This window comes from Tardiphaga sp., from assembly GCF_044340795.1.
In the GTDB taxonomy this organism is placed as follows: domain Bacteria; phylum Pseudomonadota; class Alphaproteobacteria; order Rhizobiales; family Xanthobacteraceae; genus Tardiphaga.
This window is the reverse complement of record NZ_JBIISY010000003.1, coordinates 58,869-71,075: the sequence shown is the minus strand read 5'-3', so window position 1 is coordinate 71,075 and position 12,207 is coordinate 58,869. Positions and strand designations below refer to the sequence as shown.

Here is a 12,207-nt window from a genome sequence, read left to right as displayed (position 1 = left end):
GCAGCTTGTGAGAACATGAAAGGCGCTCACATGCCGCAGTTCTTTCTGCATATCGAATACGGCGACGGCTCCGCCCTTTCCGACCACGACGGAGCCGAGTTCCCCGACGCGGATGCCGCCATTCTTGAGGCCCGGAGGGCTCTGAAGGAATTGGTATGCGAGACCATCGACGTCGGTGGAAGGGTTGTTGCGACCCACATGAATGTTATGGACGACGGGGGCGCGGAGCTGGAGATGTGAGCATTGGCGAGATCGTGCCGCCATGCGTGAAAGCCGCTGTGACGGGATGAGCGCATCCACTGCCGTTTCAGGCGGCCATCTTCTGGCATGATTCGGCGCAGGCCCGGCAGGCGGTAACACATTCGTCCATGTCGCCGATGCGTTCACAGTCCTTCGCGCACTCTGTACAGATCTCCGCGCACTCACGGCAGGTGTGCTTGTGATGCGGCGTACCGATCAGCATGAAGTGGGCCGACGTCCGGCACATCTCTGCGCAAGCCATCATGAGCTTGAAATGCGCGGCTTCGACATGCTTGCCGCCCATCTTCAAGCAATGGTTCATTGCCATGCTCAGGCAGGTTTTGTAGCACGCAAGGCAGCTCTCGATGCAGCGGGTCATTTCTTCCGATTGCATGGTCTTATCCCTTAGCTCTTGTCGCCCAAATTATGCTGGTGTCGCTGGTTAGGCTGCAGCTTGCCTGCTTCGCTATCGTGCGTGGAGGGCTCCTCTTGGCCGGACGAGCTGGGATCACGCGCCCGTTCCCTGCTCTCGGGCTGCTCCTGCGATTTCTCGTCTAGCGTGACGTCGTAATCGGACTTTGCCACAGCAGCCTCCCTGGCTTGTGTGGCCGTAGAACAGGAGGATGACTGCATCGTTCCGAAACAAACGGACGCGGCAAAAATAAAATGCTCCGCAGGGCCTGGATGCAGTGCGGGGTCTAGAGCCTGTTCTTCTCTTCAATCGAGGTGAAGACGTTGTTGGTGTCCAGGCAGGCTTGACCTGCCTGGACACCGATGGCAGCGCTGCCAACGACCATGGCGATGATGACCACAACAGCGATCATGTTCGTGTCTTCTCATTGATTTCTATCCGTTAGAAGCGTGCGTCAACCATGAATCGTATGCTGTTGCTTTCCAATATTTGCGGAGCTTTGCGCATAGTCAGCGGGTGAGCAGCGGGAAATCAGCGACGAGACGACCGAACTAGGTGCCGGTGGCAAGCCCGTTCAGCAGAGGTGATTCAGGAATGAATCGGACGCCCGCCTGGCTCGGGCCAGCCGATGCCTTGCTGATCGGCGTGATCACTGCCACCGTCAGCGTCGGATGCTTGCTGATCATTCACCGGCGTGAATGACGGTGTGCCTGTCATCCCGGCGTTCTAGGTGGAGTGGCGCGAAGTCGTCGAATATGTTGCGAGCATCAGCCTCGCACTCCTATCAGGCAATGTTATCGGGATGGTCATATTCCGCATTTTGCCGAGCACGCTGGCCCTGGGCGGTAAGACGAATGTCGTCGCCTTCGCGGCTGCTTGGCGAGCACGTCGGTGATGAACAACCGCGCCGGCGGGCGCGCCTGATCCAGGAATTGGGCCGGACATAGCGCTCACTGCTACGCGCGGGAGCAGGCGTTGCTGGCTCGTTCTATGCCGATTTGATAGGTATCGTTGGTTCTTGAATGCCGGATTTCTGCAATTCAACGTCGGTCGTTAGCTGGTGATTGTATCGATCGTACGCCAATGAGAAGTAGCTAGGTGACCGCTAATGGCGCAAAGCCGACATTCTTAGGAAATGCGGATATACGGCGAGAGCCGGGCAGTTGCGGCAACGACGTACCCCACGTCATTCGGCTTGCGGCGTCTTTTCCTCGGTCACAGAATCCCGCGGCGGAAGGACGCGAGCGCAGCGTTCGCTCAGGCGCTCCCGGTTGTCGTGGAGACATTCCGAGACACGCTTGGTGTCCGGAATGGCATCAAAGCACAAGGTGACTGCGTCGCGGGTGCATGCCCGTCTTTGCTCGGCGGTTCCTTGCGAGTATGCGGCCGTCGCCACCGACAGTACAGATATGGAGCATATGGCGAGCAGGCGCATCGTGTCTCCTCCGATCAACGTAGAAGTCGCACCAAGAAGGCCAACGCGGTCGTCGAGGCCACAGTCGCTGCTATACCGATGCAAAGAGCCACGAGCACAGCGCCTGCTCCCCGTCTCGCGCTTCCATCATCTTGCTGGTGACGCCAGTGCTGTCCCATCGTTGATCACCGTTTGCGGCCCCAGAACGGTTCGATTCGCTGCGCATTGCGGATGAATACTGTCATCACCACGATACCCAGACACATCAGCACCGCTTGCAGAATGTATGTCGCGTTGTCGCTCAGCCCGAGAAGGATGCCAAATGCCCAGCCGCCGGCGAACGCTGCCCCGAAAACCTCGGCGCCGATGAGGATCGCCGCGGAGATGACGGTGAGGATACTGGGCCAGTGTATTGTATTTGGCTTGTTGTTGTCGGACATCGTTGCTCCAATCGCCGACTGGCTATCCCTATTCGCCTAGAAAACAAAGTGCCTTCGGCGCGTCATTTTGACTGGAGGCCTGCCTCAAATGTGAGTTGCAGTCACGTCGGCCGCGTTGGCGTCTTACTGATGGCAAGCACGGCTACGCCGACCATCCCTGCAGCGAGCGATCCGAGGAGGACGCCGACTTTGACTTCGTTCTGTAGGAGCTCGTCATCCGGGAACGCCAGCAATCCGATGAAGAGGCTCATCGTGAAACCGATGCCGCAGAGCAAAGAAACTCCATAGACCTGAGGCCAGCTCGCGCCCGCCGGGGGCCGTGCCAGCTTTAACGCAACCACTCCCCAACTTGCGAGGAACACACCGATCTGCTTGCCGAAGAACAAGCCCGCCGCAATGCCAAGCGTGACCGGCGCCATCAGTACCGATGCTGTCATGCCTGCAAAAGACACACCTGCGTTTGCGAAACCGAAGATCGGAACCACAAGGTAGGCGACCCATGGTTGAAGGGCGTGTTCGAGAACGATGAGCGGCCGGTGATCTTCGCCGCCCTCTGTCTTACGCGGCAGCGGGATCGCAAAGGCGAGCAGCACGCCGGCTAAGGTCGCGTGAACGCCGGACTTGAGCGTAAAGAACCACAAGAAGACGCCTGGGATCAGATAGAGCCAGAGCGACTGCCGCCCGATCAGTTGAAAGGCGAAAAGCATTACGACAACGGCGCCGGCTGCCATCAGCCAGCTCATCTGCAAGTTGTCTGTATAGACCAGCGCAATAATCGTAATCGCGCCCAAGTCGTCGAGAATGGCAAGGGCTGTAAGGAATATCTTGAGCGAGACTGGGACACGTTTGCCCAGTATCGCAATCGCACCGAGCGCGAATGCAATGTCTGTCGCCGTGGGTATCGCCCATCCTCTCGCGGTGGGAGCAAAAATGCCGTTGATGAAAAGATAGACGAGTGCTGGAACAAGCATGCCGCCAAGCGCAGCGACACCCGGTAAGATCCGGTCTTCCCACTTCGCCAATTGGCCTTCCAAAAGCTCGCGCTTGATCTCCAGGCCCACTAGCAGAAAAAAGACTGCCATGAGCCCATCGTTGATCCAGTGCAGAGCGGATAGCCCCGCGATCTTCACATGGAGAGCATCGAAATACAGAGGCGCCAGCCGCGAGTTGGCTACCAGCAAGGCGACGGCTGCGGCTAACATCAAAACGATGCCGCCAGCGGCCTCGTTGGCAAGCAGAGCGCGGAGCGCCGAGGTCGGACCGGAACGGGGTAAAGTCATGCGGCTGGGTCGCATGCACCTGCTGTTCGGACAACCCTAATCGGTGTGGCTCATTGTCACTTTTGCGACTTCAGCGAAGGCTGATCCCCGTGACAACTTGGACGAAGAGCAGCAAGAAACTGCCAACGCTGAGTATTCCAAAAAACCGTTGCATGCCATCACCTCTGTAAGCTGTTACCTCCATGTTTACGGTTAATGCTCTGTTAATTTTTAGATGAACGCGTCAGCATGACGCGATCGCAAAGTCGTAGGTATCCGCCGCTTCTGCGAGCCAGCGTATTGGAAAGCGCGCCCCGCATCGCCCGCAAGTTCAGTAAGGGGCGCCCAGAAGGATAGCGCGTTCAGTCCGCATGAGGGCGAGGCTGTGGCTGTCGGGCGGCTTATGTCTCCGATTGAACAGGAATTTCCCCGAAGTTTTCGCCGATCGGTAAGGGTGCAGTTCGGATCAAACGAGAATCTTCAACCGCAGCTTGGCGGTGCTTCACCGCTTCGCGGTATACCGGATCCCTAAGCATCTGAACAAAGGCATCGACGCTTGGGTATTCGGCAATGAAACAGTGGTCCCAGCGTTCATGCGCAGGTCCGATGAGCATCAGCTCGAATCGACCTTGCCAAATTATTCGCCCGCCGAGGCGCCGAAAGACGGGGCCACTTTCTTCGCCGTAACGCGCGTAGGCTTCCGCGCCGGTCGCTGTGCGTAAATCCGGATACTTGGCTTCAGGTAGCAGCCGCACCAAGTTCAACATCTGTATCGCGCCAGGCCGATCATTCTTGCGAAAGAGTGAAAATGTTTCCTTAGTCGGATCGACGAAACCTTGAGTCATTTTTACCTCCAGTGATTTTATGACGCAGAGAAACACAAACGATCCCTGGCGAGAACGACTTTTGGATCCTTGGGAGCGCATAGCCAAGGTGCAGCGAATTCACTGGTCACGCCTTTGGGTTTGCGTCATTGCGTAAAGGCAATAGGCGCAAAGCCGACGTTCATGAGCTTGGCAGTCCTGCTTTTCAGAACGTGACATTTGACATGACGAGTTCGCCTCGGCGCAATACGTGGTCTAAAGGAGTTGCAGCGATTGGCTTCGCATCACACCGATTGTCAGATTAGATCTCGGGGTATTCAATGAGACTGAAACTGGATTGGATCGCCAGGGACGTTGCAAATCAGCTTTGGTTCACCGTCGGACTTTATTGCTTGCTCGGCGTCACAGCCGCCCTCAGTGCGCTTTTTCTCGATCGCCTCATTCCTGACGCCGTGTCGAGCCGCGTGGGCGCCGACGCCGTCGATCGCATTCTCGGCATTATCGCAGCCAGTATGCTCGCTGTCGCGACATTCTCCATCTCGACGATGGTTCAGGCCTTTGCCTCGGCGGCCACGGGAGCGACACCGCGTGCGGCCCAACTGGTAGTCGAAGACAGGACGGCCCAGCGCGCCCTTGCTACCTTTATCGGCGCTTTTGTCTTTAGTCTGGTTGGATTGATCGCGCTGTCCACGGGCGCTTATGGCTCAAGCGGGCGATTGATCTTGTTCGCAGCCACTGTCGTCGTCGTTGTACTGATCGTTGTGATGCTGCTGCGTTGGATCCATCGTTTGTCACGCCTCGGGCGCCTTGGCGAAACCATTGATCAGGTCGAGCGGGCGGTAAATAAGGCGATCGATGATCGTCGCCAAAACCCTTGTCTTGGCGGCAGGCGGGCGCCATTGCTCGAGCCGCCCGGAACGCCCGTCGTCTCTCGGAAGATTGGATATGTCCGGCGGATCGATATAGGCGGGCTCTCACGCATTGCAGAACGCGGCCAATTCGACATCTGCGTCACGGCGCTTCCAGGAACCTTTGCGACATTGGACCGCAGGCTTGCGGTCATGGTCGCGTGTCACGACGACGAGATCGCACGGGAGGTCGCCAATTGTTTCCAGATCGGCGACCAGCGATCATACGAACAGGACCCACGCTTCGGGTTGATCGTTCTGTCAGAGGTGGCGTCGCGGGCGCTGTCACCGGCAGTCAATGATCCCGGCACTGCTATCGACGTCATAGGGACGATGGTGCGCGTCCTTTCGAACTGGACGGATGGAGCTGATTGTCCGCGCGATGAGATCAAGTATCCGAGGATATTTGTGCCAGCCGTGGCAGCGCGTGATTTGCTTGACGACGCTGTCGCCCCGATTGCCAGGGATGGTGCCGGACTAGTGGAGGTGGGTATGCGTCTGCAGAAGGCGATGCAGGCATTGGCGAATATTGGCAACGCAGAGATGACCGAAGCCGCGACGGCGCATGCGGAACTGGCTCTTGCTCGTGCCAGACAAGCCCTTAGCTTTGCTCCTGACATCCAACGGTTGAGCAGCGCTTTGACTAGGGACACGTAACGGCACCATCGTCTCGAAGTCAGGAGATCAACGCTGTAGGCGCAAAACCTTTCTTTGCCCAAGGGCTCAATTCGTTCCTCGTATGTCGCGATGGATCAGGGACATGAAATGCAATAGTTAGCGCATCAAAGTTTACTGTTGAAAGAAGGGCGGTTGCAGGAGTGCTGGAATGAATTGAAAGCGGCATCTTGCCAACGATTGACCACCGAGGGTGACATGGCCGTCGGACGGAAATTCCGGCGACCATGTCGATCGATAGGCTTACTTCGGATATTTGAACTCAGGCGCGTTCTTCAGGGTGTCCTTATTTGTATCCATGGTGGCGGTCCACTTCTCCGCCTTCGCATCGTACATCATCTTCACCGAATCCGGAGCCACGGCGACATAGCGCTCTCCTACCCCAAGGAAGCCGCCAACAGAGAGAATCAAGGCGCTGATCTCCTTGCCCTTAAAGGCGATGTCGCTGATTTCGCCAATCGTCTCCTTTTGATTGTTCATGACGTTGAGCCCCTTGAGCTTCGACGTGAACATCTCGTCCTTTGTGACCGTGGCAAACTTGGCGGCAGTAGCTGCCGGGGCGGCTGGTGTCGTCGTCGCAGTCTGTGCGAGAGCGGGAGATGCGAGCAGGGCCAGCGATGCAGCGGTCAAAAGCAGTTTATTCATAGTCTTCTCCATTTCGATCCAGAAGGTAGGATCGATGGTTTGGCAACCGACCGCCTGGCTTATCGTTCCTCGCGGCCTTGTCAGGATTTTCCGCAATTGATCCTCTCGCCGATGTCGCTCTATTACGGTGGAATGAATTGCACAGAGGCGTCATGCGAAAGTTTCAGTCGCCGTGGACACCGGACGAAATTGCCAAGCTGATCGAACTCGCCGATAGCGGGGCGACCCTGATACGAGCCGCAGCTATCCTCAACAGACCGCAGATCTCCGTGCGACGACAAGCAGCGGCGCTGGGCAGGTTTTTGCCGAGCGCGACGAACGCTCTTTCAGGTGCCGATGTCGTCAGCGCTATGCAGACGCTTGGCAAGGACGATTAACGACGCCCGAGAAGCGTCAGACCGCGCTGCATATCAGCGAGATCAGCCTGTATCATCTCCCCGTGAGAAGCAGAGAGCGAGCCGCCGCAGGTGAACGTGAAGAATTTAATCGTTAGATCGGCAATTGTCGTGATGTTTGGTTCGGTATTCATAGTCGAAGCCGAAGCTGATCCGGCGCGCTCCCGGGGACCGGTCAAGCTACGCGCAGCGCCGGACGCGAGCTTTGCAGTGATCGACGTCATTCCGGGAGGAGCACGTGTCGATACACGTTACTGCATCAGCAATCGCTGGTGCAGGGTCATCTGGCGTGGAAGTATTGGCTGGGTGGAATATCGTCAACTTCGACTGCTCAGCAGGAAATCTTGAGTTGGTTCGCGGCAGCGGTCGTGTCCGCCATCGAGCGAACGCAGCCATCAATGTGCAATGACCGTTGGCACCTCCACGCGGGATAAGATCGAGCGTGTCACGCCGCCGAAAACCAGTTCTTTGAGCCGGTTGTGGCTGTAAGCGCCGATCGCAATCAGGTCACATTGCAGGTCATGTGCAGTTTCTCGCAATACGGTAGCGATAGGCCGGCCGGCTGATTGTCTCTGCTCGACACTGACATTGGCCCCATGACGACAGAGGTATTGTGCGACGTCCGCCCCTGGTTGTTCACCATATGAGGTGTTCTCATGAGCATCGACAACCGTAACGGTGACAGACTTGGCTCCTTTCAGAAGCGGCAACGTGTCTGTAATAGCTCTGCGTGCTTCTCGACTGGCATTCCATGCGATCATGATGTTCTGTGCAACCGGCGCGGCCCGATGCCAGTCGTCGGGGACGATTAGGAAGGGCACGCCGGTCTTGACCAGCATTGCGTCGGGCGGAGACGCATGAGGCAAGCCGTCCGGTCGGGAGTGGCCGACAATGACAAGATCGGCATGTAATGCGTGAAGTCTCGCGATTTGATCTGCCTCCATCTCGCGAATAGCGCGAAACTCATGACTAAGGCCCGTTGGCCTGAGCAACTCATCGAAAGCGCGTTTCGACGTTTCGTGAGTAGCGGCTTCCTGCGCGCTACGGCGCTCAACCATCTCCTCAACGGCAGAAGTCCCTCGCGTGTAATCAATCGCTCCGTTGGTTCGCGTCCAGAGCGGCGGCGATACGGAAATGCCGATGAGATGTGCTTCGTGCTGCTCTGCCAGATTGAGCGCATATGTCATCCGGGCATTCATTCCGGAGGTGGCGTCGAGAAATACGATGAAAGATTTGATCGACATAAGCGTTTCCTCAAAGCCCGAACGCCGATCTCTTGCTGAGCGGAAATCAGCGTTGAAAGGTCCGGGTCCTTCCATATTTGCGCGAACGATGCGTTAGTGCGCAGCAACGGCTGCCACGATCTGGACAGCCCCAATCGCCAGCAACGAGGCAATGATGGCAGGATATATCAGGGTAAGGCCGCTCCGCGTCATGAAGAAAGGACTTTGTCCGTACCGGTTCGGCAGGCCGCTATAGGCGAGCGCAGCGCCTGACATCATGAGCAGTAGTCCCAGCAACAGCGGATTGTGCATCTGTCCCTCGATCGGCGTCTTCAGCAATCGGGACCAAGTTGATGCTTTGAGGAGCTGACCACCAGTCAGGCGGCGCGAGGGGATGTCAGGATTTTCCTGACATCCCCGGGCGGCTCAAGCGAATGCTGCCTACGGGCACGGATGCCGGTTGCCATCGTATCCCAAATAGGTGCCAGAGCCCGGATCGTACGACTTGTAGCGGTTCATGCAGTAAGCCTCGTCGTTGGCCGCTCGCGCGTTGCTATTTGCAATCGCTCCACCAATGATCGCTCCTGCAGCAAGGCCGCCGAGGGCCGGTCCCCATCCTGGGCCCCGATTGTAATAACCGTGGCGCCACCCACGATGCCCATGATGCCATCCACGCCCCCTCCAGCGGATATCGACGACGTTGTCGTTCCGGTCCGCGTGTGCAGCCTGTGCCAGAAGGGGCGCGGCTGACGCTGGCCCGGCACTTGGGAAGGCGTTTGAGGCGGCCAGCAAAGTGGCTGCGAATACCAAGGTTGATCTCATGCCGATGTCTCCTGTCTGTGTGCCGATTGACGCGACGACAAACCCCGGAGACATTAAGAGTTTCAGATAAAGCCGGTACGCTGGCGTACACTATGTTGCGTTGGCTATTCGCTCAGGTTGTCCAGCCACCTATGAGCAATCCCGTATCGGACGATTTCCGCCCGCGTGCGCAAGCCAAGTTTCTCCAGGGCGCGCGCCTTGTGAGTCTCTACGGTCTTGACGCTGATCTCCAGACGGCCTCCGATCTCCTTGTTGCTGAGTCCTTGAGATATCAACTGAAGGACTTCGGTCTCGCGATGGCTTAGCTCCGCCGCCGCAATCTTACCAAGACCGCCGCTGTCGCCGGGTAGATCAGGGATTGCTTTGCCTGCGATTGCTGGATCGAGGTAGACGCCGCCACCGTCGATGGCACGGATGGCACGGATCAGTTCGTCCGCAGCAGAGCGCTTGAGGAGATATCCCTTAGCTCCGGCCTTGAGCAACGGCTGGACATAGGCACGATCTTCGTGAACGGTAAGTGCGAGCAATTTGACGCTCGGTACTTTTTCCGCAACTTGCTTTGCCAATTCCAGGCCGTTGATCTCTGGCAACGATATGTCGATGACCGCGATGTCGGGCTTGCGGTCGCTGATGAGCTGGAGCGCGTCGGTTCCTGTTGTCGCTTCGCCCACGACATCAATATCGCTGACATTATCCAAGAGAGCCTTGATCCCTGCCAAGACCACCGGGTGATCATCGGCCAGAGTGATTCGGATGACGCTCATGTCGGACCTGCTGCAGTGATAAGCGAAATTGCGATGAATATGGTCGTTCCCGCGTTTGGTTCGGATTCGATGGTCATGGTTCCCGAAATCAGGCTCAAACGTTCGCGCATTCCCGAAAGACCGAGCCTCACCGGCAGAGGTTGACCTACAGGCTCCGAGGAGATGGGATTGAACCCAATCCCGTCATCCTCGACGATGATCCGCAGCTCTGTCGCCCGCCTGTCGATCAAGAGGCTGACATTCTTGGCCCTCGCATGCTTGAGGATATTGGTCAACGCCTCCTGAACCACCCGGTAGACGACAATCTCGATGTCGGATGGCACTCTGGAGACCTCACCAGAGATCTGCAGATCGAGCACGATGTCGAAACGTGTGCTCCATTCCGCCGCAAGCGCACGCAAGGCGTCATACAAGCCGAGATCATCGAGCGCAGTTGGTCTCAGATCTGCCGCAACGCGATGGATGTCGCGGCCAATGTCGTTGGCGAGTTCCCGCAACCAAGCGATGCGGTCATATCCCGGCTTGCCGTCACCTGTTTCGATCGACTGCTCAAGGTTCTTGAGCCCGAGAAGTAGTCCTGTCACGCTCTGACCGATCTGATCATGTAGTTCACGCGCGATCCGGCGGCGTTCGTTTTCCTCTGCCTGGGCCAGCCTCAACAGCAGTTGCTGGCGTTCAGCTTCAGCTCTTTTCCCCGCATCAATATCGATGATGACGCCGAGGACGGTTCGCGTGGTGTCGATCTGCGATGGTCGCCCTGTAGCGCGACGCCATTGGAGTTCGCCGCCAGCCGAGACTGTTCGAAACTCGACATCGACCAATCCGTCCGTAAAGCATTGGTCGAATGCACCCGCGACGATAGCTCGATCGGCGGGCGCAACACCGTTCAAAAATGCTTCCCGACTGTAGCGTCGATCGCTACCGAGCTGCGGAGCGTCAGGCAGATTGAGTAAATCTCGCGATCGCGTGGAGGCCACCACGTGACTACCTTGCGTGTTCCAATTGAACACGCCCATCGCGGCGGTGTCGATGGCCAGTCGTCGCCGCTCTTCGCTCAGACCGAGCTCAAGCGCCGCTTTGGCCTCCTGATCACGTCTCCTTTGAGCGATATCACGGCCTGTTAGCCACGCAAGTATGACGGCAAGACAGAGACTAACGGTTCCACCTGCAGCAAGCAGATATCCTGATCGCTTCACCGGCGCATTTAACGCGTCGGATGGGATACCGAAATGGACTGACCAACCACCGGTGCCGGGCAAGGTGCGATAGATCGTATCCACCTCGATCCCCTCCAGCGAGTGGCCTACATATGAGCCTTCCGGGGCGCGCTCGATAGCGGCTCGGACTGAAGGGCTGGCAGCGCTCCCGAGCTCAAAATGCTTAGCCATCGTGCGTGCGACGATGTTGCCTTTGGCGTCCACGACTTCGCCAACCCATCCCTTCGGTGCTCCCGCGCTGCGGAGGATCTGACTGACAGCGTCCGGCACGAGCGCAACGGTAAGAACGTAGTTGATCTTACCACCACGCTCCACAGGGGCACGGAGCGCGATAAGTCGCTTTCCTGAAATCGGTCCCAGCGGCCCGATCCCACCGATGGCAGCCTTTTTTGTTTCCATGACCTTGTCGAAATTGTCGCGATCGGCGGTCGCACCAAGTTCGGAGCCCATGGGTCTAAGGAGGTTCAGTACCTGGCTGCCATCACGGTCCACAAGCTCGATGGTCTCCCACAACGGACGGGCGTCCTTGAGACGCTTAGCCTCACGGTAGAACATAGGAAGGTCCGGTTGGTCGAGTGAAGCGGATGCTGCGAGAGTTTCGGCGACCTCGATCTGCGTCACGAGTTCCGAAGAGACCCGCGTCACAACACGATCAAGCGTATCGAACGCTGCGTTCAACGACGCCGTGCGCTCCTCACGCGCGCTGAGAAATATCACCCAGCCCCCAAACACCAGCAATGGAATTGCCGCCGCCATGACGAGCAGAATTAATGAATGGCGAGCAAAGTGTGAGTGAGAGGCCATGATGTCCCTTTGATCGGCCCGACGACGTTAGCGATACGCTTGGGATAAGCAATTCGCGCTGCGATAGATGTCACCGCGCTCGATTGTCAGGATTTCCCCGACCCAGAGGCGCGCTGCGCCTGACTGGCAGGCATCATTTCGGCGCTTAGGTTCATGTTTTGAAGG

15 protein-coding genes are annotated in these 12,207 nt (G+C 57.6%); 4 read left to right on the top strand and 11 right to left on the bottom strand.

Annotation, left to right across the window (positions count from 1 at the left end; all coding sequences use genetic code 11):
* Nucleotides 1–240: DUF6894 family protein (locus ACIQ17_RS01190; RefSeq protein ID WP_398464504.1), on the top strand; the 240-nt coding region annotated here is incomplete at its 5' end.
* Nucleotides 241–307: 67 nt separating this feature from the next.
* On the opposite strand, the gene ACIQ17_RS01185 is transcribed toward ACIQ17_RS01190, so the two are convergent.
* The 5 genes from ACIQ17_RS01185 to ACIQ17_RS01165 all read right to left on the bottom strand — a co-directional run bounded on the left by ACIQ17_RS01185 (nt 308) and on the right by ACIQ17_RS01165 (nt 4,610).
* Nucleotides 308–634 (bottom strand): four-helix bundle copper-binding protein, encoded by a 327-nt coding sequence (locus ACIQ17_RS01185; RefSeq protein ID WP_398464502.1) that lies wholly within the window; start codon nt 632–634, stop codon nt 308–310.
* Nucleotides 635–938: 304 nt separating this feature from the next.
* Entirely contained in the window at nt 939–1,064 is a 126-nt protein-coding gene (locus ACIQ17_RS01180) for a hypothetical protein (protein ID WP_398464500.1), read from the bottom strand.
* A 1,187-nt stretch (nt 1,065–2,251) separates the two neighbouring features.
* Entirely contained in the window at nt 2,252–2,506 is a 255-nt protein-coding gene (locus ACIQ17_RS01175; RefSeq protein ID WP_398464497.1) for a hypothetical protein, read from the bottom strand.
* A gap of 101 nt (nt 2,507–2,607) precedes the next feature.
* Complete coding sequence (gene nhaA / locus ACIQ17_RS01170) at nt 2,608–3,786, bottom strand: Na+/H+ antiporter NhaA (protein WP_398464495.1); 1,179 nt, start codon at nt 3,784–3,786, stop codon at nt 2,608–2,610.
* Nucleotides 3,787–4,166: 380 nt separating this feature from the next.
* On the bottom strand, nt 4,167–4,610 hold the full coding sequence (locus ACIQ17_RS01165; protein ID WP_398464492.1) for a DUF1330 domain-containing protein: 444 nt from the start codon (nt 4,608–4,610) through the stop codon (nt 4,167–4,169).
* Nucleotides 4,611–4,909: 299 nt separating this feature from the next.
* Between ACIQ17_RS01165 and ACIQ17_RS01160 the strand changes: the two genes are divergently transcribed.
* A complete protein-coding gene (locus ACIQ17_RS01160) occupies nt 4,910–6,154 on the top strand; it encodes a DUF2254 domain-containing protein (protein WP_398464490.1) in 1,245 nt (414 codons plus the stop codon).
* Between the two features lie 261 nt (nt 6,155–6,415).
* On the opposite strand, the gene ACIQ17_RS01155 is transcribed toward ACIQ17_RS01160, so the two are convergent.
* Nucleotides 6,416–6,817, bottom strand: coding sequence for a PRC-barrel domain-containing protein (locus ACIQ17_RS01155; RefSeq protein ID WP_398464488.1), 402 nt, complete (start codon nt 6,815–6,817; stop codon nt 6,416–6,418).
* Between the two features lie 152 nt (nt 6,818–6,969).
* Here ACIQ17_RS01155 and ACIQ17_RS01150 point away from each other — a divergent pair, with 152 nt between their 5' ends.
* Entirely contained in the window at nt 6,970–7,194 is a 225-nt protein-coding gene (locus ACIQ17_RS01150; protein ID WP_398464486.1) for a hypothetical protein, read from the top strand.
* A gap of 90 nt (nt 7,195–7,284) precedes the next feature.
* Complete coding sequence (locus tag ACIQ17_RS01145; protein WP_211909286.1) at nt 7,285–7,560, top strand: SH3 domain-containing protein; 276 nt, start codon at nt 7,285–7,287, stop codon at nt 7,558–7,560.
* Between the two features lie 47 nt (nt 7,561–7,607).
* Here the strand turns inward: ACIQ17_RS01145 and ACIQ17_RS01140 are convergent, their stop codons facing one another.
* From ACIQ17_RS01140 to ACIQ17_RS01120, 5 genes are all read right to left on the bottom strand, one after another.
* A complete protein-coding gene (locus ACIQ17_RS01140) occupies nt 7,608–8,456 on the bottom strand; it encodes a universal stress protein (protein WP_398464483.1) in 849 nt (282 codons plus the stop codon).
* A 93-nt stretch (nt 8,457–8,549) separates the two neighbouring features.
* Nucleotides 8,550–8,747, bottom strand: coding sequence for a hypothetical protein (locus tag ACIQ17_RS01135; protein ID WP_398464481.1), 198 nt, complete (start codon nt 8,745–8,747; stop codon nt 8,550–8,552).
* A gap of 129 nt (nt 8,748–8,876) precedes the next feature.
* Nucleotides 8,877–8,954, bottom strand: a complete 78-nt coding sequence (locus ACIQ17_RS01130) for a BA14K family protein (protein ID WP_398464510.1) — start codon at nt 8,952–8,954, stop codon at nt 8,877–8,879.
* A 407-nt stretch (nt 8,955–9,361) separates the two neighbouring features.
* Nucleotides 9,362–10,021, bottom strand: a complete 660-nt coding sequence (locus ACIQ17_RS01125) for a response regulator (protein ID WP_398464478.1) — start codon at nt 10,019–10,021, stop codon at nt 9,362–9,364.
* Nucleotides 10,018–12,042 (bottom strand): ATP-binding protein, encoded by a 2,025-nt coding sequence (locus tag ACIQ17_RS01120; protein WP_398464476.1) that lies wholly within the window; start codon nt 12,040–12,042, stop codon nt 10,018–10,020. Before ACIQ17_RS01120 ends, ACIQ17_RS01125 begins: the two co-directional genes overlap by 4 nt.
* Nucleotides 12,043–12,207: the final 165 nt, after the last annotated feature.

Excerpts from the sequence above, each read along its gene's own strand:
- ACIQ17_RS01165 (WP_398464492.1), bottom strand. The coding sequence starts at position 4,610 with ATGACTCAAGGTTTCGTCGATCCGACTAAGGAAACATTTTCACTCTTT.
- ACIQ17_RS01130 (WP_398464510.1), bottom strand. The coding sequence starts at position 8,954 with ATGAACCGCTACAAGTCGTACGATCCGGGCTCTGGCACCTATTTGGGA.
- ACIQ17_RS01135 (WP_398464481.1), bottom strand. The coding sequence starts at position 8,747 with ATGCACAATCCGCTGTTGCTGGGACTACTGCTCATGATGTCAGGCGCT.
- ACIQ17_RS01140 (WP_398464483.1), bottom strand. The coding sequence starts at position 8,456 with ATGTCGATCAAATCTTTCATCGTATTTCTCGACGCCACCTCCGGAATG.
- ACIQ17_RS01120 (WP_398464476.1), bottom strand. The coding sequence starts at position 12,042 with ATGGCCTCTCACTCACACTTTGCTCGCCATTCATTAATTCTGCTCGTC.
- ACIQ17_RS01155 (WP_398464488.1), bottom strand. The coding sequence starts at position 6,817 with ATGAATAAACTGCTTTTGACCGCTGCATCGCTGGCCCTGCTCGCATCT.
- ACIQ17_RS01160 (WP_398464490.1), top strand. The coding sequence starts at position 4,910 with ATGAGACTGAAACTGGATTGGATCGCCAGGGACGTTGCAAATCAGCTT.
- ACIQ17_RS01180 (WP_398464500.1), bottom strand. The coding sequence starts at position 1,064 with ATGATCGCTGTTGTGGTCATCATCGCCATGGTCGTTGGCAGCGCTGCC.
- nhaA (WP_398464495.1), bottom strand. The coding sequence starts at position 3,786 with ATGACTTTACCCCGTTCCGGTCCGACCTCGGCGCTCCGCGCTCTGCTT.
- ACIQ17_RS01150 (WP_398464486.1), top strand. The coding sequence starts at position 6,970 with ATGCGAAAGTTTCAGTCGCCGTGGACACCGGACGAAATTGCCAAGCTG.
- ACIQ17_RS01175 (WP_398464497.1), bottom strand. The coding sequence starts at position 2,506 with ATGTCCGACAACAACAAGCCAAATACAATACACTGGCCCAGTATCCTC.
- ACIQ17_RS01125 (WP_398464478.1), bottom strand. The coding sequence starts at position 10,021 with ATGAGCGTCATCCGAATCACTCTGGCCGATGATCACCCGGTGGTCTTG.
- ACIQ17_RS01185 (WP_398464502.1), bottom strand. The coding sequence starts at position 634 with ATGCAATCGGAAGAAATGACCCGCTGCATCGAGAGCTGCCTTGCGTGC.